The sequence below is a fragment of the Streptomyces sp. NPDC049954 genome (assembly GCF_040656295.1).
Taxonomy (GTDB): Bacteria; Actinomycetota; Actinomycetes; order Streptomycetales; family Streptomycetaceae; genus Streptomyces.
Window position 1 is genome coordinate 384,325 of the sequence record NZ_JBFALS010000005.1, and the last position, 23,387, is coordinate 407,711.

General features: G+C 70.3%; 20 protein-coding genes. 5 read left to right on the plus strand and 15 right to left on the minus strand.

Annotated elements, in window-relative coordinates; all coding sequences use genetic code 11:
• Positions 1-96 precede the first annotated feature (96 nt).
• The 4 genes from AB0J21_RS13625 to AB0J21_RS13640 form a co-directional block, all read right to left on the minus strand.
• Positions 97-1,746: a ubiquinol-cytochrome c reductase cytochrome b subunit gene (locus tag AB0J21_RS13625; RefSeq protein ID WP_363146064.1), complete on the minus strand. Its 1,650-nt coding sequence runs from the start codon at positions 1,744-1,746 to the stop codon at positions 97-99.
• Positions 1,743-2,795 carry a Rieske 2Fe-2S domain-containing protein gene (locus AB0J21_RS13630; RefSeq protein WP_363146065.1) on the minus strand — a complete coding sequence of 351 codons (1,053 nt, stop codon included), beginning with the start codon at positions 2,793-2,795 and terminating at the stop codon, positions 1,743-1,745. Before AB0J21_RS13630 ends, AB0J21_RS13625 begins: the two co-directional genes overlap by 4 nt.
• Entirely contained in the window at positions 2,792-3,601 is an 810-nt protein-coding gene (locus AB0J21_RS13635) for a c-type cytochrome (RefSeq protein WP_363146066.1), read from the minus strand. Before AB0J21_RS13635 ends, AB0J21_RS13630 begins: the two co-directional genes overlap by 4 nt.
• Before the next feature lie 63 nt (positions 3,602-3,664).
• Positions 3,665-4,285 carry a heme-copper oxidase subunit III gene (locus AB0J21_RS13640; RefSeq protein ID WP_363146067.1) on the minus strand — a complete coding sequence of 207 codons (621 nt, stop codon included), beginning with the start codon at positions 4,283-4,285 and terminating at the stop codon, positions 3,665-3,667.
• A gap of 206 nt (positions 4,286-4,491) precedes the next feature.
• Between AB0J21_RS13640 and AB0J21_RS13645 the strand changes: the two genes are divergently transcribed.
• On the plus strand, positions 4,492-4,896 hold the full coding sequence (locus AB0J21_RS13645) for a hypothetical protein (protein ID WP_363146068.1): 405 nt from the start codon (positions 4,492-4,494) through the stop codon (positions 4,894-4,896).
• A 120-nt stretch (positions 4,897-5,016) separates the two neighbouring features.
• On the opposite strand, the gene AB0J21_RS13650 is transcribed toward AB0J21_RS13645, so the two are convergent.
• The 4 genes from AB0J21_RS13650 to coxB all read right to left on the minus strand — a co-directional run bounded on the left by AB0J21_RS13650 (position 5,017) and on the right by coxB (position 9,501).
• A complete protein-coding gene (locus AB0J21_RS13650; protein WP_363146069.1) occupies positions 5,017-6,276 on the minus strand; it encodes an Ig-like domain-containing protein in 1,260 nt (419 codons plus the stop codon).
• A 131-nt stretch (positions 6,277-6,407) separates the two neighbouring features.
• Entirely contained in the window at positions 6,408-6,806 is a 399-nt protein-coding gene (locus AB0J21_RS13655; protein ID WP_363146070.1) for a cytochrome c oxidase subunit 4, read from the minus strand.
• On the minus strand, positions 6,803-8,533 hold the full coding sequence (gene ctaD / locus AB0J21_RS13660) for a cytochrome c oxidase subunit I (protein WP_363146250.1): 1,731 nt from the start codon (positions 8,531-8,533) through the stop codon (positions 6,803-6,805). The genes AB0J21_RS13655 and ctaD overlap by 4 nt, the downstream gene beginning before the upstream one ends.
• 2 nt (positions 8,534-8,535) lie before the next feature.
• Entirely contained in the window at positions 8,536-9,501 is a 966-nt protein-coding gene (gene coxB / locus AB0J21_RS13665) for a cytochrome c oxidase subunit II (protein WP_363146071.1), read from the minus strand.
• A gap of 323 nt (positions 9,502-9,824) precedes the next feature.
• On the opposite strand from coxB, the gene AB0J21_RS13670 reads away from it, so the two are divergent.
• A complete protein-coding gene (locus tag AB0J21_RS13670; RefSeq protein ID WP_363146072.1) occupies positions 9,825-11,225 on the plus strand; it encodes an aminotransferase class V-fold PLP-dependent enzyme in 1,401 nt (466 codons plus the stop codon).
• A gap of 203 nt (positions 11,226-11,428) precedes the next feature.
• Here the strand turns inward: AB0J21_RS13670 and AB0J21_RS13675 are convergent, their stop codons facing one another.
• Entirely contained in the window at positions 11,429-12,403 is a 975-nt protein-coding gene (locus AB0J21_RS13675) for a carbohydrate kinase family protein (RefSeq protein ID WP_363146073.1), read from the minus strand.
• Between the two features lie 174 nt (positions 12,404-12,577).
• Between AB0J21_RS13675 and AB0J21_RS13680 the strand changes: the two genes are divergently transcribed.
• Together AB0J21_RS13680 and AB0J21_RS13685 are read left to right on the plus strand one after the other, a co-directional pair.
• Positions 12,578-12,763: a hypothetical protein gene (locus tag AB0J21_RS13680; protein WP_363146251.1), complete on the plus strand. Its 186-nt coding sequence runs from the start codon at positions 12,578-12,580 to the stop codon at positions 12,761-12,763.
• Positions 12,764-12,896: 133 nt separating this feature from the next.
• Positions 12,897-14,309, plus strand: a complete 1,413-nt coding sequence (locus AB0J21_RS13685; RefSeq protein ID WP_363146074.1) for a hypothetical protein — start codon at positions 12,897-12,899, stop codon at positions 14,307-14,309.
• Positions 14,310-14,399: 90 nt separating this feature from the next.
• Here AB0J21_RS13685 and AB0J21_RS13690 read toward each other — a convergent pair whose 3' ends face one another.
• Positions 14,400-14,756, minus strand: coding sequence for an iron-sulfur cluster assembly accessory protein (locus AB0J21_RS13690; protein ID WP_363146075.1), 357 nt, complete (start codon positions 14,754-14,756; stop codon positions 14,400-14,402).
• 302 nt (positions 14,757-15,058) lie between these two features.
• Here AB0J21_RS13690 and nadA point away from each other — a divergent pair, with 302 nt between their 5' ends.
• Positions 15,059-16,258 (plus strand): quinolinate synthase NadA, encoded by a 1,200-nt coding sequence (nadA, locus tag AB0J21_RS13695; RefSeq protein ID WP_363146076.1) that lies wholly within the window; start codon positions 15,059-15,061, stop codon positions 16,256-16,258.
• Between the two features lie 154 nt (positions 16,259-16,412).
• Here the strand turns inward: nadA and AB0J21_RS13700 are convergent, their stop codons facing one another.
• The 5 genes from AB0J21_RS13700 to AB0J21_RS13720 form a co-directional block, all read right to left on the minus strand.
• Positions 16,413-19,559, minus strand: coding sequence for an efflux RND transporter permease subunit (locus AB0J21_RS13700; protein WP_363146078.1), 3,147 nt, complete (start codon positions 19,557-19,559; stop codon positions 16,413-16,415).
• A 201-nt stretch (positions 19,560-19,760) separates the two neighbouring features.
• Positions 19,761-20,441 carry a response regulator transcription factor gene (locus AB0J21_RS13705; protein WP_363146079.1) on the minus strand — a complete coding sequence of 227 codons (681 nt, stop codon included), beginning with the start codon at positions 20,439-20,441 and terminating at the stop codon, positions 19,761-19,763.
• 73 nt (positions 20,442-20,514) lie between these two features.
• A complete protein-coding gene (locus AB0J21_RS13710; RefSeq protein ID WP_363146080.1) occupies positions 20,515-21,864 on the minus strand; it encodes a sensor histidine kinase in 1,350 nt (449 codons plus the stop codon).
• Between the two features lie 189 nt (positions 21,865-22,053).
• Entirely contained in the window at positions 22,054-22,332 is a 279-nt protein-coding gene (locus AB0J21_RS13715; RefSeq protein WP_363146081.1) for a hypothetical protein, read from the minus strand.
• Between the two features lie 137 nt (positions 22,333-22,469).
• Positions 22,470-23,273, minus strand: coding sequence for a PspA/IM30 family protein (locus AB0J21_RS13720; protein ID WP_363146082.1), 804 nt, complete (start codon positions 23,271-23,273; stop codon positions 22,470-22,472).
• Positions 23,274-23,387: the final 114 nt, after the last annotated feature.

Below are 23,387 nucleotides of genomic sequence, written 5' to 3' on the forward strand. Positions count from 1 at the left end.
CCGGCGCCCAGGATATCGGCGCGCGCGGACGGCGAAGAGCCCCGTCCATCGAATGGACGGGGCTCCTGCCGTGGCGTGCAGCGTGACAGCGGTCGATCAGTGGTGGCCGTGGCCGCTGGTGATCTCCCGGTACTCCTCCTCGGTCGGCTTCGGGATCTGCGTCCCTTCGCCGTAGTAGCCCTTGGAGAGCTTGACGCGGGTCTTCTCGATCGGGGAGACCTTGCGCTCCACCCCGTTCTCGTCGACCGTCGGGCCCAGTTCGGCCGGCTGGGGCTGCTCGTGCGCGGTGAGCGTGAAGCGCTGCTCGGCGCTGAGCGGCTCGTGGACCTCGATGAACTCACCGTGCGGGAGGCGCTTGATGACGCCGGACTCGCGGCCGTGCAGCACCTTCTCCTTGTCGGCGCGCTGGAGGCCGAGGCAGATCCGGCGGGTCACGACGAAGGCGACGACCGGGCCGAGGAAGAAGCCGATCCGCACGAACCAGCTGATCGCGTTGAGCGACAGGTGGAAGTGCGTGGCCCACAGGTCGTTGCCGCCGCCGATCAGGGTGATGAAGTACATCGTCACCCAGGCGACACCGAGACCCGTACGGGTCGGGGCGTTGCGCGGACGGTCCAGGATGTGGTGCTCGCGCTTGTCGCCGGTGACCCAGGACTCGATGAACGGGTAGACGGCCATCGCGCCGAGCACGAGCCCGAAGACGACCAGCGGGATGAACACCCCGAGGACCAGCGTGTGGCCCCACAGGTTGATCTCCCAGCCCGGCATGACACGGATCAGGCCTTCGGCGAAGCCCATGTACCAGTCGGGCTGGGCGCCGGTGGACACCTGGTCCGGACGGTAGGGGCCGATCGCCCAGATCGGGTTGATCGAGGCGATGCCCGCGATGGCCGCGATGACACCGAAGACCAGGAAGAAGAAGCCTCCGGCCTTGGCCATGTAGACCGGCATCAGCGGCATGCCGACGACGTTCTTGTTCGTGCGGCCGGGGCCCGCGTACTGCGTGTGCTTGTGGTAGAAGACCAGGATCAGGTGGCCGACCACGAGGCCGAGCATGATGCCCGGCAGCAGCAGGATGTGGATCGAGTAGAACCGGGCGACGAAGTCGCCGCCGGGGAACTCCCCGCCGAACAGGAACATCGAGATGTACGTACCGACGATCGGCACGGACAGGACCGCGCCCTGCGTGAAGCGGACACCGGTGCCGGAGAGCAAGTCGTCCGGGAGCGAGTAGCCGGTGAACCCGGTGAACATGCCCAGGGCGAACAGCAGGAAGCCGAACAGCCAGTTGACCTCGCGCGGCTTGCGGAAGGCACCCGTGAAGAAGACGCGCATCATGTGCACGAACATCGCCGCGAGGAAGATCAGGGCGGCCCAGTGGTGGATCTGCCGGATGAGCAGACCGCCGCGGACCTGGAAGCTGATGTCGAGCGTGGAGGAGAACGCCTCCGACATCATCTGGCCCTGCATCGGGATGTACGGGCCGTGGTACTCCACCTCGTTCATGCTCGGGTGGAAGAACAGCGTCAGGTACACACCGGTGAGGATGATGATGATGAAGCTGTAGAGGCAGATCTCACCCAGCATGAAGCTCGGGTGGTCCGGGAAGATCTTCCGCATGTTGGCCTTGGCCAGGCTGTAGATGCCCAGTCGGCCGTCCGCCCAGTCGGCGACCCGCTCACCCGCGGGGGCCTGACGGCGATCCGGCGCGTCAACGCCGGGTGCGTGCGTGGTCTCGGTGCTCATCCGCGCTCCCAGAAGGCAGGACCGACGGGCTGGTCGAAGTCGCCGAGCGCTTCGAGGTAGCCGTCCTCGTTCACAGCGATCCTCAGCTGCGGCAGCGGGTGGCCGGCCGGACCGAAGATCACTCGGGCGCCGTCGGAGAGGTCGAAGGTGGACTGGTGGCACGGGCAGAGGACGTGGTGCGTCTGCTGCTCGTACAGGGAGATCGGGCAGCCCACGTGGGTGCAGATCTTGGAGAAGGCGACGATGCCGTCGTGCGACCAGTCCAGCTCGCGCTTGTCCTTGATGTTGTCCGGAGCGATCCGGATGATCATCAGGGCGGCCTTGGCGATCTGGTTCTGGAAGTTCTCGTCGTGCTCCTCCAGGCCCTCGGGCTTGGCGAAGGTCAGCGAACCGGTCGCGACGTCCTCGGGGCGCATCGGCTCGTCGGTGTTCATGTTGACGAGCAGCTTGCCCTTGGCCCACAGGGTGGACCGCAGCTTCTTCTCGGGCAGCGGCCCGAGGTCGCGCAGCAGGACGACCCCGGAGAGCGGGACCAGGGCCAGCGCGCCGAACATCGAGTTGCGGATCAGCTTGCGGCGGCCGAGCACCGATTCCTTGGCGCCCTGCTTGAAGTCGGCGAGAACCTTGGCCTTGACCTCGGGGGCCGCCTCGATCTCGTGCCGCTCGTCGACCAGCTCGACGTCCGACATCAGCGTGCGCGCCCAGTGGACGGCGCCGGCGCCGATGCAGAACAGCGCGAGGCCCAGGGTCAGGCCCAGGGAGAAGTTCAGCGCGCTGACGTGACCGAACGGGAAGATGTAGACGATCTTGCTCGGCTTGAAGATCACGTACGAGGCGATGAACCCGGCCGTGGCGAGCATCGACAGGGTGAACAGGAAGGCGACCACGCGCTCACTGCGCTTGGCGGCCCGCTCGTCCAGGTCCTGGATGCGGTGCTCGTGGGGCGGCAGCCCCGGGTCGGCGAAGGGGTTCTTCGCCAGCTCGGCCGAGTGACCCTCGGCGCCCTGCTCTGCCGGCAGGTTCTCTTCAGGATTCTCTTGGCTGCTCATGACTTCTTGGCCTTTGCGGTCCGGACGGCAACCCAGGTGGCGACGGCGATCATCGCACCGAGCCCGAAGACCCAGGCGAACAGCCCTTCACTGACGGGGCCGAGACCACCGAGGCTCAGACCGCCGGGGGACGCGGTGTCGTCGCCGTTGACCTCTTTGACGTAGGCGATGATCTGCTTCTTCTGCTTCTCCGGCATGGTGGTGTCGGGGAAGGACGGCATGTTCTGCGGGCCGGTCTGCATGGCCTCGTAGATGTGCTTGGGGTCGACACCCTCCAGCGAGGGAGCGTACTTGCCGTGGGTCAGCGCCCCGCCCTCACCGGTGAAGTTGTGGCACTGGGTGCAGTTGGTGCGGAACAGTTCGCCGCCCTTGGCGATGTCGGCGCCCTGGGGGTCGTACTGGTCCTTCGTCGGAATGGACGGGCCCGCTCCGAGGGAGGAGACGTACGCGGCGAGCTGGTCGATCTCGGCCTGCGAGTAGATGACCTTCTTCTTCTCTGCCTGGGCGCCCTGCTGCTGGAGCGGCATGCGCCCGGTGCCGACCTGGAAGTCGACGGCCGCAGCGCCCACGCCGACCAGCTGAGGCCCGTCGCTGGTGCCCTGACCGCCGGTTCCGTGGCAGCTTGCGCAGCCCACGGCGTAGATCTTCTTGCCCTCGTCGATGGCGAGGGACTGGGCGGATTCCTCAGCCTGTGCCTTGTCCGCAGGTGCGAACGCGGCGTACAGCCCCCCGGTGGCCGCCAGCGCGAGGAGTAGGACGACGACCGCCGCCAGCGGATGGCGTCGTCGTACGGAGAGCTTTTTCACGGATTACCCCGGTGTCAGGATCTTCTGCGTCGATGCTTGCAGGATGTGGGCGATCTCGCCCGGTTACTTGATCAGGTAGATCGTGGCGAAGAGGCCGATCCAGACGACATCGACGAAGTGCCAGTAGTAGGACACGACGATGGCCGCAGTGGCCTGATGATGTGTGAACCTCTTGGCCGCGTAGGTCCGGCCCAGGACCATCAGGAAGGCGATGAGCCCGCCTGTCACGTGCAGTCCGTGGAACCCGGTGGTCAGGTAGAAGACGGAGCCGTACGGGTCCGAGGACAGGGAAAGTCCGTCCTTCTTCACCAGTTCCGTGTATTCGAAGATCTGACCTCCGATGAAGATCGCGCCCATCACGAAGGTCACCGAGAACCAGGACCGCAGCTTCTTCACGTCACCTCGCTCGGCGGCGAACACGCCGAGCTGGCAGGTGAGAGAGGACGCCACGAGGATGGCGGTGTTGGTACCCGAGAACGGAACGTTCAGCGAGTCCGCCATTTCCTTCCAGTGATCCGGTCCGGTCACCGATCGCAGGGTGAAGTACATCGCGAAGAGGGCCGCGAAGAACATCAGCTCGGAACTCAGCCAGATGACTGTTCCCACGCTGGTGAGGTTCGGCCGATTGACCGACGGGTGCGCGTGCCCGGTTTCTACTGTCGTTGCTGTCGCCACGACCGACATTATGTCGGTCGCTTATCCCGCCCTCACTCCCGGGGGTGCCGTTCGGTGTGTCCGCCCTCTGTGCCGGGCCCGAACGGCCCATCGTTGAGCTGTTCACAGCGGTGTTGACGGGGTGTTGGACGGAGTAGCATCCGGCCCACCGGGGCCCGGACGCACTGGTTCTGGCCCGTTCCGCCGAATGCCCGTACCGATGCATGGAGGAACTGATGCAGCCGACCGCGACCGTGCTGGTCTACAGCGACAACGCCGACACCCGCACCCAGGTCAGGCTGGCCGTCGGCCGCCGGCCCGCGGCCGACGTCCCCGAGGTCCGGTTCCTTGAGTGCGCGACGCTCCCCGCGGTCCTGAAGGAACTGGAGCAGGGCGGGGTGGACGTGTGCGTCCTGGACGGGGAGGCCGCTCCCGCGGGCGGCATGGGGGTGTGCCGGCAGATCAAGGACGAGGTCTTCCGCTGCCCGCCGGTCCTGCTGCTCATGGGTCGGCCGCAGGACGCCTGGCTGGCTACCTGGAGCCGCGCCGAGGCGGCCGTCACTCTTCCGGTGGAACCCGTGGAGTTCGCCGAGACCCTCGCGGGGCTGCTGCGCGCCCGTCCCGCCCTCGGGGCGGCCTGAACCCCGCCTGCGGACGTACGAAGCGCTCAGAGGCCCACAGACGGGCCGCTGAGCGCTTCGTACGTCCGTGGGCGGGGTCGGGAGTGTCGTGTGCTGTCCGGTGTCCGCACTGCCTCCGGGTCACACGCCCGGTCGCAGCCTGGCCGGTTCGACGGCGCCGGGGGCGGTGTTGTGGCCGCTGCCCCTGATGGCGCTGCCCTCCTGCCACTTCTTCCAGCTCAGGTTCCAGTCGCCGAAGCCGTTGTCGAAGGGGGTCATGCGCTCCCCGTCGCTGCCGACCACCTCGACGATGTCGCCCCGCTGGACGGTGTCGAAGAAGCGGTGGGCGTTCTCGGTGCTCATGCCCACGCAGCCGTGGCTGGTGTTCGCCGAGCCCTGGGAGCCCACCGACCACGGCGCGGCGTGCACATATTCACCGCTCCATGTCACCCGGGTGGCCCAGTAGACCGGCAGGTCGTAGGACTCGGAGCTGCCCGCGGCTATCCCGACGCTGCCGCTGCGCATCCGTACGAAGGACTCCTTGCCGAGGATCACCTTGATGCCGTTGCGGGTGTCGAAGCCGGGCTTGCCGGTGGTGACCGGGAAGCTCTCGACGACCTTTCCGTTGCGGCGCACCGTCATGTCGTGGTTGGCGGAGTCGACGACGGCCTCTATACGGTCCCCGAAGCCGAGCGTCAGCGGCTCCGAGGGGCCGCCGCGCAGGTCGCCGGTGACCTTGACCCCGTCGAGGTTGCTGCTCAGCCGCACCTTGGAGCGGGCCGGCCAGTACGTCTTCGGGCGGTAGTGCAGGTTCTTCGAGTCGACCCAGTACCAGGAGCCCTGGACCGCGGGTGTCGACTCCACGGAGAGGGAGCGTTCGACGACGGCCCGGGACGCCTTGTCCTTCACGGGTGCGCTGAGCGTGGCGGTGAGGGGCTGCCCCACGCCGTAGGTGCCCTTCTCGGGGCCGAAGCTGACCTTCAGCCGCTTCTTCCCCCCGTCGCCGGTGCGCATTTCGAGGGTCTTGCGGCCGGGGTCGCCGTCGCTGTTCTCGGTGGAGACGCGCACCGTGTACTGGGCGTTGGCGGCCAGCGGGCTGGTGCTGTGCCAGCGGGCTCCGTCCGCCGAGAGCGCGCCGGCCAGGTGCCGGCCGAGGGAGTCGGTCGCCGACACGTCGGTGATCCGGCTCTCCCCGCCCTTGGAGACGATCTCCAGCGGCTTGTCGGGGTCGGCCTCCTTACTGCCCGAGGGGGCGTTGAAGGCGACCTGACCGGCTGCGTCGTAGGGCCGGCCTGCGAGCGGGTGACCTCCGGAGTCTCCACAGGCCGTGGCACCGACACCGAGGGCGGCCACCAGGACTGTGCAGCTCAGTACCGTACGGGTTCGCGGTGAGTGGCTCATAGACCACAAGGTAGGGACATATCGGTCGCTCGGCGCGTCTGTTGAGCCGTTCGAGCGTACGCAGGCGGGGGAAAGCGAAGGGCCCGGACACGCCGTACGGCGTGTCCGGGCCCTTGCGGGTGCGGCGTGTGCTACTGGTTCTGGTCCGCTCCGCGGTAGTACTCGAAGACCCAGCCGAAGAGGCCGAGCACGATGATGGGCGCGGAGAAGTAGAGCAGCCACCAGCCGAAGGCCACCGCCAGGAAGGTGAGGGCGCCGCCGACGCTCAGCGCGAGCGGCTGCCAGCTGTGCGGGCTGAAGAAGCCCACCTCACCGGCGTCGTCCGCGACGTCGGCCTCCTTGTTGTCCTGCGGGCCGGCGTCGATCCGCCTGGCCGTGAAGGCCAGGTAGTAGCCGATCATGATGCACAGACCGAAGGCCAGGAAGAGCGCCGTCGTACCGGCGGGCTCCTTCGACCACAGGCCGTAGATGATCGCGATGGCGAGCACGAAGGCGCTCAGCCAGATGAACAGCTTCCCCTGGACCTTCACCGTCCGGCCTCCTTGCCGCCCACGAGGGCGGTGTCCTTCTGGTCGCCGTTCTCCAGTTGGTCGAGCGCGGCGATCTCGGGGTGGTGCAGGTCGAACGCGGGGGACTCACTGCGAATACGGGGCAGCGAGGTGAAGTTGTGCCGCGGCGGCGGGCACGAGGTGGCCCACTCCAGGGAGCGGCCGTAGCCCCACGGGTCGTCGACCTCGATCTTCTTGCCGTACTTGGCGGTCTTCCACACGTTGTAGAAGAACGGCAGGATCGACAGGCCCAGCAGGAACGAGCTGATCGTGGAGATGGTGTTCAGCGCGGTGAAGCCGTCGGCCGCGAGGTAGTCCGCGTAGCGACGCGGCATGCCCTCCGCGCCCAGCCAGTGCTGGACCAGGAAGGTCCCGTGGAAGCCGATGAACAGCGTCCAGAAGGTGATCTTGCCGAGCCGCTCGTCGAGCATCTTGCCGGTGAACTTCGGCCACCAGAAGTGGAATCCGGCGAACATCGCGAAGACCACGGTGCCGAAGACGACGTAGTGGAAGTGCGCGACCACGAAGTACGAGTCGGAGACGTGGAAGTCCATCGGCGGGGCGGCCAGGATGACGCCGGTCAGACCACCGAAGCAGAAGGTGATCAGGAAGCCGATGGCCCACAGCATGGGTGTCTCGAAGGACAGTGAGCCCTTCCACATGGTGCCGAGCCAGTTGAAGAACTTCACGCCGGTCGGTACCGCGATCAGGAAGGTCATGAAGGAGAAGAACGGCAGGAGGACGCCGCCCGTCACGTACATGTGGTGCGCCCACACCGTCACCGAGAGGCCGGCGATGGCGATGGTCGCGCCGATCAGGCTGACGTAACCGAACATCGGCTTGCGTGAGAAGACCGGGATGACCTCGGAAATGATGCCGAAGAACGGTAGCGCGATGATGTACACCTCTGGATGGCCGAAGAACCAGAAGAGGTGTTGCCACAACAACGCCCCGCCATTACTGGCGTCGAATACATGGGCACCGAATTTACGGTCCGCCTCCAGGGCGAACAGCGCGGCGGCCAGCACCGGGAAGGCGAGCAGTACGAGAACGGCCGTCAGCAGGACGTTCCACACGAAGATCGGCATGCGGAACATCGTCATCCCGGGTGCGCGCATGCAGATGATCGTGGTGATGAAGTTGACCGAGCCGAGGATGGTGCCGAAGCCCGAGAAGGCCAGACCCATGATCCACATGTCGGCGCCGACGCCCGGCGAGCGGACCGCGTCCGAGAGCGGCGAGTAGGCGAACCAGCCGAAGTCCGCGGCGCCCTGCGGGGTGAGGAAGCCACCGACCGCGATGAGGGAGCCGAAGAGGTACAGCCAGTACGCGAACATGTTCAGTCGCGGGAAGGCGACGTCGGGGGCGCCGATCTGGAGCGGCATGATCCAGTTGGCGAAACCGCTGAACAGGGGCGTCGCGAACATCAGCAGCATGATCGTGCCGTGCATCGTGAACGCCTGGTTGAACTGCTCGTTCGACACGATCTGTGTGCCGGGGCGGGCGAGTTCGGCGCGCATGACCAGCGCCAGGATGCCGCCGATGCAGAAGAACGCGAAGGACGTGACCAGGTAGAGCGTGCCGATCGTCTTGTGATCGGTCGTGGTCAGCCACTTGATCGCGGTGGCGCCGGGCTGGCGCTGCCGGACGGGCGGCTCGCTCACGAGCGTGCCGCCGGTGGCGGCCACCCTCTGGGGTTCGTTGTCGATACTCACAGGTTGTTCGTCTCCCGGTTCTTCTCGTGGCCCGTCTGCTCAATACCGGCCGGGATGTAACCGGTGTCGCCCTTCTCCGCGAGCTCCTTCAGGTGCTGCTTGTAGCGCTCGGGAGAGACGACCTTCACGTTGAAGAGCATCCGGGAGTGGTCGACGCCGCACAGCTCGGCGCACTTGCCGCGGAAGGTGCCCTCCTTGCTGGGGGTCACCTCGAAGGCGTTGGTGTGACCCGGGATGACGTCCTGCTTCATCAGGAAGGGGACCACCCAGAAGGAGTGGATGACGTCACGCGAGGTCAGGATGAAGCGGACCTTCTCGCCCTTGGGGAGCCAGAGGGTCGGTCCGGGGTTGCCGTTCTGGGGATTGCGGTCCCCAGGGGTGCCCGCGATGTAGACGCCTTCGGCGCCCTTCGGGTACGCCTTGTGGAAGCGGTCCGGGATCGCCTTCAGTTCCTTGGCGTTCGCGGCGTCACCGGTGGCGGTGTCACCGTCCACGTTCTCGATGTAGTTGAAGCCCCAGCTCCACTGGTAGCCGACCACGTTGACGGAGTGGACGGGCTTGTCAGTGAGGTCCAGGAGCTTCGACTCGTCGCGAGCCGTGAAGTAGAACAGGACCGAGACGATGAGGAGGGGGACCACGGTGTACAGCGCCTCAAGAGGCATGTTGTACCGGGTCTGACGAGGAACCTCGACCTTGGTGCGGCTGCGCCGGTGGAAGAAAACGCTCCACAGGATCAGCCCCCACACCAGGACGCCTACGGCGAGGGCGGCAGCCCAGGAGCCCTGCCACAGGGAGAGGATCCGCGGCGCCTCCTCCGTGGTGGGGGTGGGCATACCAAGGCGGGGGAAGTCCTTGTATGTGCAACCGGTTGCGGTTACCAGGATCAGGCCCGCAGTCAGCACCTGCGGCAGCTTCCGCCGCATCGGGCGCCGCGACGAGCGGTCGGAGCCGTTGGGACTCACGTAGCGCCTTCCCGAGAGTCTCGCCCGCGCGGCAATCCGCGGCCTCCACGCTGGTCGGTCGCCGTGTCCCCGCGGCGGGCAGGGTTTGGATGTTTATGCGGACCAAACCCTACTGGACGCAATTTGGGGTCGCGCGGGGAGGGTGCCCAACGCGCCGTGCCGCACCCCGAAGGGGTGGAATCCCCCGCTTCGCAGGTCATCTGACGCCCCCTCCCCTGCCGGAGGCAAACCTTCCGGACGTGCCCGGAGCGGCCGGGCGATCCCGCCGGTCACCGGAAGCCGGGCGTGTCGGGTTCCGGGCCTGCCGGGGTTAGCGTGACGGCGTGTCCTACTTCGACGCGGCCTCCTCGGCCCCGCTGCACCCCGTCGCCCGTCAGGCCCTTCTCGCCTCCCTCGACGAGGGCTGGGCCGATCCGTCCCGGCTGTACCGCGAGGGCCGGCGGGCCCGGATGCTGCTCGACGCGGCGCGGGAGGCGGCCGCCGCGGAGGTGGGCTGCCGCCCCGACGAGCTGGTCTTCACCTCTTCGGGGACGCGTGCGGTGCACTCGGGTCTGGCGGGGGCGCTCGCCGGGAGGCGCCGCACCGGACGGCATCTGCTGGTGTCGGCCGTCGAGCACTCCTCCGTCCTGCACGCGGCCGAGGTTCACGAGCGCGAGGGCGGGAGCTTCACCGAGGTGGGCGTGGAGCGGTCCGGGGCGGTGCGGCCCGGGGCGTACCGGGAGGCGCTGCGTGCGGACACCGCGCTGGCCGCGCTCCAGTCCGCGAACCACGAGGTGGGTACGGTGCAGCCGGTGGCCGAGGTCGCCGAGGTGTGCGCGGAGGCGGGGGTGCCCTTGTTCGTGGACGCGGCGCAGTCCCTGCTGTTCGGTCCGGTGCCGGGGGCCTGGTCCCTGCTCGCGGCGAGTGCGCACAAATGGGGCGGACCGGCCGGGGTGGGGCTGCTCGTCGTACGCAAGGGCACCCGTTTCGCGCCGCGGGGGCCGGCCGACGAGCGGGAGTCCGGGCGGGCGGCGGGTTTCGAGAACCTGCCGGCGATCGTCGCCGCGGCGGCCTCCCTGCGGGCCGCGCGCGCCGAGGCCCTGGCGGAGGCGGAGCGGCTGCGCGGGCTGACCGCGCGGATCAGGGAGCGGGTCCCGGTACTGGTCGAGGACTGCGAGGTGGTCGGGGACCCGGCGCACCGGCTGCCGCATCTCGTGACCTTCTCGTGTCTCTATGTCGACGGGGAGACGGTGCTGCACGCCCTGGACCGGGAGGACTTCTCGGTGTCCTCCGGCTCCTCCTGCACGAGTTCGACGCTGACGCCGAGCCATGTGCTGCGGGCGATGGGCGTCCTGAGCGAGGGCAACGTGCGCGTCTCGCTGCCGCTGCACACCCCCGAGGAGGAGGTGGAGCGGTTCCTGCGGGTCCTGCCCGCGGTGGTCTCCGGGGTGCGGGAGCGGCTGGGCGCCCCGGCATCCGCTCCGGCCACCCCCGACGGGGCGAAGGACACGCCGGAGGCGGCGGACCTGGTGGTGGACGCGGTGGGCCGGCGCTGCCCGATCCCGGTCATCGAACTCGCGAAGGTCATCGGCGAGGTCCCGGTGGGCGGCACGATCACCGTCCTCGCCGACGACGAGGCGGCCCGCCTGGACATCCCCGCGTGGTGCGAGATGCGGGACCAGGAGTACGTCGGCGAGGAACCGGCCCCGAGGGGCACCGCGTACCGGGTACGGCGACGGGGATAGCGGCGGGCCCACCCGCCCCCGTCCAGCCCGCGCGACAACAGCCGCCCTACCAGCCCCTCCGGCGCTTGAGGAGCCGCCGGAGGCACCGTCACGCGTAAGACCGCCACCCGGAGCAGGCGCACCGCCCCACCACCCAGCCCCTCCGGCGCTTGAGGAGCCGCCGGAGGCACGGCGCCGGCCGCCAGGCCACACCGCCCCGCCGGCTAGGCGAGATGCCCCCTGACCTCCTCAGCGGCAGCGTCCCCGTACGCCTTGGTGAACCGCTCCATGAACCCCGTCCGCTGCAACTGGTACTCCTGCGTGCCCACCGTCTCGATGACGAGGGTCGCCAGCATGCAGCCGACCTGGGCGGCGCGCTCCAGGCTCACGCCCCAGGCCAGGCCGGAGAGGAAACCGGCCCGGAAGGCGTCGCCGACCCCGGTCGGGTCGGCCTTGCGGTCCTCCTCGGGAACGCCCACGAGGATCGGCTCCGCACCGGCCCGCTCGATCCGCACCCCGTCGGCGCCCAGCGTCGTGACGCGGTGCCCGACCCGGCCGAGGATCTCCTCGTCGCTCCAGCCGGTCTTCGACTCGATGAGGCCCTTCTCGTACTCGTTGGAGAAGAGGAAGCGGGCGCCGTCGAGCAGGACCCGGATCTCCTCGCCGTCCATGCGCGCGATCTGCTGCGAGAAGTCGGCGGCGAAGGGGATGGACCGGGCCCGGCACTCCTCGGTGTGCCGCAGCATCGCCTCCGGGTCGTCGGCCCCGATCGTGACGAGGTCGAGCCCGCCGACCCGCTCGGCCACGGCCTGCAGCTCGATGAGCCGGGCCTCGCTCATGGCACCGGTGTAGAAGGAGCCGATCTGGTTGTGGTCCGCGTCCGTCGTGCACACGAAGCGCGCGGTGTGCAGGACCTCGGAGATCCGCACCGAGGCGGTGTCCACTCCGTGCCGGTCGAGCCAGGCGCGGTACTCGTCGAAGTCGGCTCCGGCCGCGCCGACCAGGATCGGCGCGGTGCCGAGCTGCCCCATCCCGAAGGCGATGTTCGCGGCGACCCCGCCCCGGCGTACGTCGAGGTTGTCGACGAGGAAGGACAGCGAGACCGTGTGGAGCTGGTCGGCGACCAGTTGGTCGGCGAACCGCCCGGGGAAGGTCATGAGGTGGTCGGTGGCGATGGAGCCGGTTACTGCGATACGCACGGCTGGCTGCTCCTGCTCGGGGGCGTGGGGCCCGGACGTCCTCCGGGGACGGTCGCGGCTGACGTCTCACGCTACCCGGTGCCCCCGCGCCCGCCGGTCGCGCCGGACGGCCGGAACTACCCGATAGTAGAACTTTTTTCGCGGCATCCCGGTGCGTACGGTGCGCTCATGGACATGAACCCCGCTCCGGGCAGCGTCGCCCGGTTGCCGCAGCTCACCCGGTACGCCCAGCGGATGGCCCCGCACTGGTCGGTGCCCGCGGCCGCCCTCGTGCCGGTGCCGCCCGCCCTCATCCGGGGCGTGTCGGTCCCCTCGTCCTCGGCCCGTCTGCTGGAGCGGATGCCGGAGTACGGGGGCTGAGCCCGGGCCCGCGGGCGGCTGCATCCGGCCTCTGGTACCCGCGCGCGGAACCGAGCCGGGGTCCGCCCCGTCGAACCGCTGTCCTAGGGACGTCCCCCTGTCACGGGCGGCGGCGAGACGAAGGAGCGATGCGGTGAACGCGCAGAGGCGAGCCGGGCATCCCGATCCGGCCGGGACCGAGTCCGCCGGGCCCCGCCCGCGCGGGGGGCTGCGGCCCCTGGCCACGCTCTCCGTCGTCGGGGTGGTCCTGCTCGCGGGCGGCGGCACGGCGGCGGTGCTCGCGGCGCAGCACGACGGCGGGGGTGCGGGCGGCGCCCCGGCGGGCCGGACGTCCACGGGTCCGGCCTCCCCGGGCGGCTCCTCGGCCCCGCCGTTGGCCCTCGACGCGGTGGACTCCCCGGCCCCGTCGGCGGGAAGTGGTTCCGCCGGCATCGCGCCCGGGGAGCCCGATCCGGACGGAGTGCGCTACCGGGCCGACGGACCGCTGCCGAAGGGGCCCGCCTCGGCCCCGGTGTACCGGTCTTCGGGGACGGTGGCGCGGGGGGACGTGTTGCGGCTGGCGAAGGCGCTGGGCGTGGAGGGCAGTGCGCGCGCCGAGGGCGGTGACTGGCGGATCGGCCCGGCGAACGACGGTTCAGGTCCGGCTCTGCGCGTGAGCCGGCAGGCCCCGGGGAGCTGGACCTACCTGGCGCGTCCGGGCGCGGGCGGCGACAACTGCCCGCGCGCCAAGCCCTGTTCCCCCTCCCCGGGCGGTACGCCGGTGAGCGCGGCGGCGACGCGTGCGGCGGCGGCGCCGGTGCTGAAGGCGCTCGGCCAGGGTGCGGCGCGCACGAGGGCGGAGCGGTTGCGGGGCGCGGTCCGGGAGGTCGAGGCCGATCCGGTCCTCGACGGGCTGCCCACGCGGGGCTGGTCGACGCTGCTCCAGGTCGCGCCGGACGGGACGGTGAGCGGCGGCAGCGGGAAGCTGCTGGAGCCGGTCAAGGGCCCGCGCTATCCGGTGGGTTCGGCGCAGCAGGCCCTCGACCGGCTGAACGCGGGCGGGCCGGGCGCCGGGACGGGCGGCCCCTCCTCCGTTCCCGTGGAGTCGGCCCGCTTCGGTCTGTCGGTGCGCTCGGAGAAGGGGCGCCCGGTCCTCGTACCGTCCTGGCTCTTCGACGTACGCCCCTCGGGGGCGGGGCAGTTGGTGACGCTGGCCGGGACGGCGGTGGACGCGAAGTACCTGGAGCCGGGCGGCGGGCAGCGGATGGCGCCGGGCGGTCCTGGTTCGACCGGGCCCGGTGAGCGCACGCGCGCGGTGCGCCCGCAGTCGTACACGGCGGACGGGCGGCGTCTGACCGTGCGGTTCACCGGCGGGGTGTGCGCCTCCTACCGCGCCTTCGCGCACGAGGAGAAGGGCCGGGTGCGGGTGAGCGTGGTGGAGCACAGCCGGCCGGGGAAGGTGTGCGTGCTGCTCGCCGAGGAGTTGTCCCGCACGGTGACGCTGGAGCGGCCCGCCGGGGAGCGGACGGTCGTGGACCACGAGGGACGGACCGTCCCGGCGCGCTGAACGGGCGCCCGGGCCCGCGGACGCACAAGAGGCGGCGGCCCCCGGAGAGTTCCGGGGGCCGCCGCCTGGAGTGACCTGGCTCGGAGCCGGTCAGTGGAACGAGTCGCCGCAGGCGCAGGAGCCGGTGGCGTTCGGGTTGTCGATCGTGAAGCCCTGCTTCTCGATGGTGTCCACGAAGTCGACGGAGGCGCCGCCCAGGTAGGGAGCGCTCATCCGGTCGGTGACGACCTTGACGCCGCCGAAGTCCTTCACGACGTCGCCGTCGAGCGAACGCTCGTCGAAGAAGAGCTGGTAGCGCAGGCCGGAGCAACCGCCGGGCTGGACGGCCACGCGCAGCGCGAGGTCGTCACGGCCTTCCTGGTCCAGCAGGGCCTTGACCTTGGACGCGGCGGCGTCGGACAGGAGGATGCCGTCGCTCACGGTGGTGGTCTCGTCCGATACGGACATCTGCTTCTCTCCCGGGTTGTACGGAGACTGCTTGCCGACGTTCCAACCGGTTGCGGCCCGGTTTCATTCCGGCTGTGGGTGGGTGCTTCTTCGTCTTTCCCCCTCATGCTCGCACACGCCCGGGAGAGCCGACACGGGGCGGCGAGGGGCGCACGTCACATCGGGACGCCTGGCATCGTCAATATGACGGTAAGCGGATATCATGAATAACGTCAGTAAGACGAAAAGAGGTTTCCGGCGCATGCAGCACGCGCTGAAGCCGTTCGAGCGGCCCCCGCCGCGCTTGCCGAAACGAAGAAAGGGTGCGTGACGTGACCACGGCCCAAGCCCCCGTCGATCCCACCGCTCTCGACGTACAGCCCACGCCGCTGGCGCTGCTGCTGCTCGGCCGGGAGGCCGACCCGCGCAGCGAGCGCGGCGTCGAGTGTCCCGGTGATCTGCCGGAGCCCTCCGACCCCGGTCTGGTGGCCCGCGCCCGCGCGGCGAAGGAGAAGCTCGGCGACAAGGTCTTCGTCCTGGGCCACCACTACCAGCGGGACGAGGTCATCCAGTTCGCCGACGTCACCGGGGACTCGTTCAAGCTCGCCCGGGACGCCGCCGCCCGCCCCGAGGCGGAGTACATCGTCTTCTGCGGTGTGCACTTCATGGCGGAGTCCGCCGACATCCTGACCTCCGAGCGCCAGCAGGTCGTCCTGCCGGACCTCGCGGCCGGCTGCTCGATGGCCGACATGGCCACCGCCGAACAGGTCGCCGAGTGCTGGGACGTGCTCACCGAGGCGGGGATCGCCGACGGCGTGGTGCCCGTCTCGTACATGAACTCCTCGGCCGACATCAAGGCGTTCACCGGCCGGCACGGCGGCACGATCTGCACCTCTTCCAACGCGGAGCGGGCCCTGAACTGGGCCTTCGAGCAGGGCGACAAGGTGCTCTTCCTGCCCGACCAGCACCTGGGCCGCAACACGGCCGTACGGGACCTCGGGATGTCCCTGGAGGACTGCGTCCTCTACAACCCGCACAAGCCGAACGGCGGGCTGAGCGTCGAGGAACTGCGCGCCGCGAAGATGATCCTGTGGCGCGGGCACTGCTCGGTGCACGGGCGTTTCTCACTGGACTCGGTCGAGGAGGTGCGGCAGCGCGTTCCCGGCGTCCGGGTCCTGGTCCACCCCGAGTGCAAGCACGAAGTGGTGTCGGCGGCCGACGAGGTGGGCTCCACGGAGTACATCATCAAGGCGCTGGACGCGGCCCCGGCCGGTTCGAAGTGGGCGATCGGCACCGAGCTGAACCTCGTGCGCCGGCTGGCGAAGGCCCACCCGGACAAGGAGATCGTCTTCCTCGACCGGACCGTGTGCTTCTGCTCGACCATGAACCGGATCGACCTCCCGCACCTCGTGTGGACGCTGGAGTCGCTCGCCGAGGGCAAGCTGGTCAACCGGATCCAGGTGGACGCGGAGACGGAGAAGTACGCGAAGGCGGCGCTGGAGCGGATGCTGTTGCTGCCGTAGGCGGCGAGGTGGTCACTCGGCCTTCGGCCTTTGTTCGCCCTCGATCGCCGGGCAGGCTTGACAGCGCCCAGTGGCTCGTTGGCCGACCGCAAACCAGTGGGGCCGGCTCCCTTCCGGGAGCCGGCCCCACTCGTGTTGTCGCGGGTCAGACCTTTCAGACCTTGACGGGTTCCTGTTCGGGGACGGTGGGCTGCGCCTTCGACTCCCGCTTCGCCGCCTTCTTCTTGGCGCGGCGTTCCTTGCGGAGTTCGACGAGGGCGTAGAGCGTCGGGACGAGCAGGAGGGTCAGGATCGTGGAGGTGATCAGTCCGCCGATCACCACGACCGCGAGCGGCTGGGCGATGAAGCCGCCCTCACCGGTGATCCCGAGGGCCATCGGCAGCAGCGCGAAGATGGTCGCGAGCGCCGTCATGAGGATGGGCCGCAGCCGGTGCCGGCCACCCTCGATCACGGCCTCGACCACGCCCAGACCGCGCGAACGGTACTGGTTGATGAGGTCGATGAGCACGATCGCGTTGGTCACCACGATGCCGATCAGCATCAGCATGCCGATCATCGCCGGGACGCCCATCGGGGTGCCGGTGACGAGGAGCAGGCCGAGTGCGCCGGTCGCCGCGAACGGGATGGAGACCAGCAGGATGAGCGGCTGGATCAGCGAGCGGAAGGTGGCCACGAGGAGCAGGAAGACGATCGCGATGGCCGCGAGCATGGCCAGCGCGAGGTTCTTGAACGCGTCGTCCTGGTCGGAGGTGACCCCGCCGATGCTGGCGGTCGCGCCCTGCGGCAGGTCCAGCGCGTCGATCTTCTTCTGGAGGTCCCCGCTGATGGCGCCGGTGTTGTCCCCGACCGGCTTGGCCGTGACGGTCGCCGCGCGGGCGCCGTCGATCCGGGTGCTGGAGACCGGGCCGTCCACGAGCTGGACCTGGGCGATGTCGCCGAGCTTGACCGCGCCCAGGTCGAGCCCCCGCAGCTGAGCCAGGGTGGTCGCCGGGTGGGCGGACTTGACGACGACGTCGCGCGCGGTGTCGTCGAGCATCGCCTCGCCGCTCGTGGTGCCGCGCACCGACTGGGCGACGAGCGAGCCGAGGGCCGCGTCGTCGTAACCGGCTTCCGCCGCGGCGGGCTTGGCGGTGACCGAGATCCTCGGGATCGACTGCGACAGGTCGCTCTGCACGTCCTTGACGTCGTCGGTCTTCTTGACGGCGCCGACGACCTGCTGGGCGGCCTTGTCGAGCGTGTCGCTGTCGGGCGCCTTCACCACGACGCTCAGGTCCTGGTCGCCGAAGCCGCCGCCGGCCGCGACGCTGACGTCACCGGCCCCGTCGAGCCCGGCCACGCCCTTCTCGATCCGGTCCTGGACGGCCTCGTACTGCTCGGCGTCCTTGAGCTTGACCTGATAGGTGGCGTGGTTGGTGTCGGTGGTGCCGCCGAAGGCCGCCATGAACCCGGAGGAGCCGACGGTGACCTGGTAGTCCTGGACGCCGTCGGTGTCGTCGAGCAGCTTCTCGACCTTGCGGGCCGCCTCGTCGGTGGACTTGAGGCTGGTGCCGGGCGGGAGTTCCTGGGTCACGCTCAGCGTGTCCTGGTCGCCCTGGTCGAAGAAGTTGGTCTTGAGCAGGGGCGCCATGGCGAAGGTCGCGACGAGCACGACGACCGCGATCGCGAGGCTCATGAGCCGGCGGCGGGTCGCGAAGCGCAGGACGGGCACGTAGGCGCGCTGGAGACGGCTGCGCGCCTCCTTCTCCTCGGCCTCCCTGCGGGCCTGTTCGACCCCGGCGGCGTCCTTGACGTTCTTCGGGGCGCGCAGGAACCAGTACGAGAGGACCGGCACCACGGTGAGCGCGACCAGCAGCGAGGCGAGCAGCGCGGCGGTGATGGTGAGCGAGAAGGAGCCGAAGAGCTCGCCGACGATGCCGCCGACCAGGCCGATCGGGAGGAACACCGCGACGGTGGTGAGGGTCGAGGAGGTGACCGCTCCGGCGACCTCGCGGACGGCGGTGAGGATGGCCTCCTTGCGTTCCTCGCCGTAGCCGAGGTGCCGTTTGATGTTCTCCAGGACGACGATGGAGTCGTCCACGACCCGGCCGATCGCGATGGTGAGCGCGCCGAGGGTGAGCATGTTGAGGGACAGGTCGCGGGTCCACAGCACGATCAGCGCGAGCACGATGGACAGCGGGATGGAGACCGCCGTGACGAGCGTCGAGCGGATCGAGGCGAGGAAGACCAGGATCACGAGGACGGCGAAGACGAGGCCGAGCGCGCCCTCGGTGGTCAGGCCCTTGACGGCCTTGGAGACGGCCGGTCCCTGGTCGCTCACCACGGTGAGCTTGGCGTCGGTGCCGAGCGAGGCGCGCAGCTTCGGCAGCTGCTTCTCGACCTCGTCGGAGATGGCGACGGCGCTGCCGTCCCGGTTCATCGTCAGCGCGACGGCGAGGCTGGGCTTGCCGTTGGTGCGGGTCAGCGCGGTGGCCGGGGCCTCCTGCTGCTCGACCTTCGCGATGTCACCGAGGCGTACGGGCTTGGCCGGACCGCCCTTGGCGGGGGCCCCGGGGGCCGTCTGCGGCAGGACGCGCAGGTTCTCGATCTGCTTCAGCGAGGTGAAGGCGCCGCCGACCTGGACGGTGCGGTTCTTGCCGCCCTCGTCGAAGGAGCCGGCCGGCTGGGTCGCCCCGCCCGCCTTGAGCGCCTGGCTGAGCGCGCTGGTGTTGAGGCCGGCCCGGGCCAGCTCGGCGTCGTCGGGGGTGACGGTGACCTGGAGGTCGCGCACCCCGTCCACGGTGACCTGGGCGACGCCGTCGATGTCCTCCAGCGCGGGGACCACGGAGCGGTCGAGCTGGTCGGCGAAGGCCTGCTGGTCGCGGTCGGAGGTCGCGGCCAGGACGACGGTCGGGATGTCGTCGGTGGAACCGGCGATCACCTGCGGGTCGACGTCGTCGGGCAGTTGGGCGCGGGCGCGGTTGACGGCCTGCTGGACGTCGGCGACGAGCTGCTTGGAGTCGCCCCCGCCGATGTCGAACTGCGCCATGACGACGGCGTTGCCCTCGCTGGAGGTGGACGTGATCCCGGAGAGGCCGTCCACCGCGTCGAGCGAGTTCTCCAGGGGTTCCACGACCTGCTTCTCGACCACGTCGGGCGAGGCGCCCTGGTAGGGAGCGAGGACGGAGACGATGGGGAGTTCGATGTTGGGGAGCAGCTGCTGTTTCAGCTGCGGTATCGCTATCGCGCCGAAGACGATCGCGATGACCGACATCAGCCCGATCAGGGCCCGTTGGGCAAGGCTGAATCTCGACAGCCAGGACATGGAGGTCTCTCTCTGTGGCTACGCGGCAAGGGCGAGGAGCGGCTGTCCGCCCGGACGCCGCCGAGCGGGGCCGGATGGGGTGTGCGGAAGCTGCGGACCGTTCGTACAACACGATGGTTCATCGCGGGGCCCCCAGGGCTCGCTTCCAGGACCATTTCTGCGCGGGCCTCTACTGCGGGCGCAGTACGCAGTGGTGGGGACTCACTCAACCCGTGGGCGTACCAGTCCCGATTCGTAGGCGATTACGACGAGTTGTGCCCGGTCGCGGGCGCCCAGTTTGGCCATCGCCCGGTTCACGTGGGTCTTGACGGTGAGCGGGCTGACCGCGAGCCGTTCGGCTATCTCGTCGTTGGACAGCCCCCCGGCGACCTGGACGAGGACCTCGCGTTCGCGGGTGGTCAGGGTGGCCAGCCGCGCCCCGCCGCCCTCGCCGCCCGCCCGGGCGCCGCCGCCCTGGGCGAGGAAGCTCGCGATGAGGCCCTTGGTCGCGGCGGGCGACAGCAGGGCGTCCCCGGCGGCGGCCACGCGGATGGCGCTGAGCAGTTCCTCGGGTTCCGAGCCCTTGCCGAGGAAGCCGGAGGCGCCCGCGCGCAGCGACTGGACGACGTACTCGTCCACCTCGAAGGTCGTGAGCATCACGACGTGCACGTCGGCGAGGGCGGGGTCGGCGCTGATCATCCTGGTCGCGGCGAGCCCGTCGGTGCCCGGCATCCTGATGTCCATGAGGACGACGTCGGCGCGCTCCTGGGCGGCGAGCCGTACGGCCTCGGCCCCGTCGGACGCCTCGCCGACCACCTCCATGTCGGGTTCGGAGTCGACGAGGACCCGGAAGGCGCTGCGCAGCAGGGCCTGGTCGTCGGCGAGCAGGACGCGGATGGTCACGAGGTGCCCCACCGGCCCAAGCGGCCTCGTGTCAGAGGACTCCTGAGTTCTCGGTGCCTGCGGGTATGACGGCTCATACGGCTTCCCCCGGTCGTACGGTCGGTCGGTGGCCCTGGGCGGGAGGGCGGCCCCCGGTGTGCCGGCCGGTCCTCCCCGGCCGGTCCTCCCCGGCCGGCTGCCCGCACGCGGGGTCGGGTCCGGTCCTCGGCAGGTCCAGGGGCAGTATCGCGTGGACCCGGAAGCCGCCTCCGTACCGGGGGGCGGCCGTGAGGTGCCCGCCGAGCGCGCCGACCCGCTCCCGCATGCCGAGCAGCCCGTGGCCGCCGTCCTGCTCGGGTCCCTCGGCTGCGCCGCCCCGGCCGTCGTCGAGGACGCTCACCTCGACCTGCCGGCCCACCCGTACGACGCTGATCTCGGCGCGGGCGTCCGGTCCCGCGTGTTTCTGGACGTTGGTCAGCGCCTCCTGGACGACGCGGTAGGCGGCGAGGTCCACGGCGGAGGGCAGGGGGCCCGCGGCCTGCGGGTCGGGGGTGACGAGGGTGACCGGGAGCCCGGCGCTGCGGAAGGTGCCGAGCAGCTCGTCGAGGCGCTCCAGTCCGGCGGTGGGCTCGGTGGGCGCGGCCGGATCGCCGGACTGCCGCAGCAGCCCCACGGTGGCGCGCAGTTCCTCCAGGGCGGAGCGGCTGGCCGCGCGGACGTGGGCGAGCGCCTCCTTGGCCTGGTCGGGGCGTCGGTCCATGACGTGGGCGGCGACCCCGGCCTGCACGTTGACGAGGGCGATGTGGTGGGCGACGACGTCGTGCAGGTCGCGGGCGATGCGCAGCCGCTCCTCGGCGACCCGGCGGCGGGCCTCCTCCTCGCGGGTGCGCTCCGCGCGGTCGGCACGTTCGCGGATCGCCGCCCAGAAGGCCCGCCGGCTGCGCACCGCGTCCCCGAAGGCGGCGGCGAGCCCGGTCCAGGCGGTGATCACCAGGTTCTCCTGGGAGTACCAGGGCAGTTCCCCGGCCAGCATCGCGACGGCGGTGAGGCCGACGACGGTGACCAGGCCGACCCGCCAGGCGGTGGAGCGGTCGGTGTGCGCGGCGACCGTGTACAGGGCGATGACGGCGCCCATCACGACGGGGGCGCGGGGCTCGCCGGTGACGACCTCGCACACGGACAGCGCGGAGGTGAGGCAGAGGACCAGCAGGGGACGACGCCGGCGCAGGACGAGCAGCCCCGCGCACGCGGTCATCAGGGCGAGGCTCAGCGCCCCGGGCGAGCGGGCCTCCCAGACCGGGCCCTGCGGGGAGCGCGGCCCCGCGAAGGAGCCGAGGACCATGCAGGCCAGCACGAGGACGGCGAGCAGCGCGTCGGGCCCGCGGGGGTGCGCGCGGGACCAGCAGGTGACGTGGCGCAGGGGCGCCGGCAGGTGGGCGGACATGGTGGTGGACGGTCTCCTGTTCCCTGGCTTCCCCCTGGGACGAGACGGCGTGGACGGTCGGGTACGCGCCGTTGGTACGAACGGGTGAGCGTGCGCCCCGTCACCGGCACGCGGATCGCGTCGGTGACGTGCGCCGGGGCGCCTCCGCGCTGGCGGGGGCGCCCCGGTGGTGGGAGTGCGGCGACGGGTTCAGCCCGGGATCAGGCCGTCGTCGGTGAGCATGGCGCGGACCTCTTCGAGGGTCGCGTCGGGTGCGGGCAGGATCAGCTCGGACGGCTCCAGCGAGTCGTCGGGCAGCGGGGTGCCCAGGGCGCGGACCCGGTCGAGCAGGGCGTGCAGGGTCGTGCGGAAGCCGGGGCCGTCCCCCTTGTCCATCTCGGCGAGCAGTTCGTCGTCGAGCCTGTCCAGCTCGGCTACGTGGCTGTCGGCCAGCTGTACCTGGCCCTCCCCCATGATCCGGACGATCATGACGTTCTCCTCGGGCGCTCGCACGGCAGCGGGGCCGTGTCACTGCGGGCGGTACGGACGACTGCGGTGGGACGGGTCCGGCGGCGGGCGGGCGGTCCGGTGCGGGCCGGGGGCCCGCACCGGCCGGTGCGCCGCCGCTACTGCTTGTCGAAACGCGGGGTGCCCTGCGACTGGCCGGGCTGCTGCGGGTTCGCCTCGCCCTGACCGGGCTCGATGGCCTGCTGCTGCCCGCCGCTGCCGCCGGCGAGTTCGGCCTTCATGCGCTGGATCTCCAGCTCCACGTCGGTGCCGCCGGAGAGCCGGTCCAGTTCGGCCGCGATGTCGTCCTTGGCCAGTCCGGACGAGTCGTCGAGGGCGCCCGAGGCGAGCAGTTCGTCGATCGCGCCGGCCCGGGCCTGCAGCTGCGCGGTCTTGTCCTCGGCCCGCTGGATCGCGAGGCCGACGTCGCCCATCTCCTCGGAGATCCCGGAGAACGCCTCGCCGATCCGGGTCTGCGCCTGGGCGGCGGTGTAGGTGGCCTTGATGGTCTCCTTCTTGGTGCGGAAGGCGTCCACCTTGGCCTGGAGGCGCTGCGCCGCGAGGGTCAGCTTCTCCTCCTCGGCCTGCAGCGTCTGATGCTGCGTCTCCAGGTCCGTGACCTGCTGCTGGAGGGCCGCGCGGCGGGAGAGCGCCTCGCGGGCGAGGTCCTCCCGGCCGAGCGCGAGCGCCTTGCGCCCCTGTTCCTCCAGCTTCGAGGAATTCGTCTGCAACCCGTTGAGCTGCAGTTCGAGTCGTTTGCGGGAGGTCGCGACGTCGGCGACCCCCCGGCGCACCTTCTGAAGCAGTTCGAGCTGCTTCTGGTACGAGTAGTCGAGGGTCTCGCGCGGGTCCTCGGCCCTGTCAAGGGCCTTGTTCGCCTTCGCGCGGAAGATCATCCCCATACGCTTCATCACACCGCTCATGGGCTTCGCGCGCCCCCTTCTGACGGCCTTCGGCTGCAGCACTCCAACAGAACCCACAGTACGGGCCCTGCCTCTATTACCGCACTGTTCGAGCGGCTATCCGCTCCTCCCCAA

Bases quoted from the DNA above. Each gene is read 5' to 3' on its own strand.
- AB0J21_RS13625 (WP_363146064.1), bottom strand. From the start codon at position 1,746: ATGAGCACCGAGACCACGCACGCACCCGGCGTTGACGCGCCGGATCGC.
- AB0J21_RS13630 (WP_363146065.1), bottom strand. From the start codon at position 2,795: ATGAGCAGCCAAGAGAATCCTGAAGAGAACCTGCCGGCAGAGCAGGGC.
- AB0J21_RS13640 (WP_363146067.1), bottom strand. From the start codon at position 4,285: ATGTCGGTCGTGGCGACAGCAACGACAGTAGAAACCGGGCACGCGCAC.
- AB0J21_RS13645 (WP_363146068.1), top strand. From the start codon at position 4,492: ATGCAGCCGACCGCGACCGTGCTGGTCTACAGCGACAACGCCGACACC.
- AB0J21_RS13650 (WP_363146069.1), bottom strand. From the start codon at position 6,276: ATGAGCCACTCACCGCGAACCCGTACGGTACTGAGCTGCACAGTCCTG.
- AB0J21_RS13680 (WP_363146251.1), top strand. From the start codon at position 12,578: ATGAACCCCGCTCCGGGCAGCGTCGCCCGGTTGCCGCAGCTCACCCGG.
- AB0J21_RS13690 (WP_363146075.1), bottom strand. From the start codon at position 14,756: ATGTCCGTATCGGACGAGACCACCACCGTGAGCGACGGCATCCTCCTG.
- AB0J21_RS13700 (WP_363146078.1), bottom strand. From the start codon at position 19,559: ATGTCCTGGCTGTCGAGATTCAGCCTTGCCCAACGGGCCCTGATCGGG.
- AB0J21_RS13710 (WP_363146080.1), bottom strand. From the start codon at position 21,864: ATGTCCGCCCACCTGCCGGCGCCCCTGCGCCACGTCACCTGCTGGTCC.
- AB0J21_RS13715 (WP_363146081.1), bottom strand. From the start codon at position 22,332: ATGATCGTCCGGATCATGGGGGAGGGCCAGGTACAGCTGGCCGACAGC.
- AB0J21_RS13720 (WP_363146082.1), bottom strand. From the start codon at position 23,273: ATGAGCGGTGTGATGAAGCGTATGGGGATGATCTTCCGCGCGAAGGCG.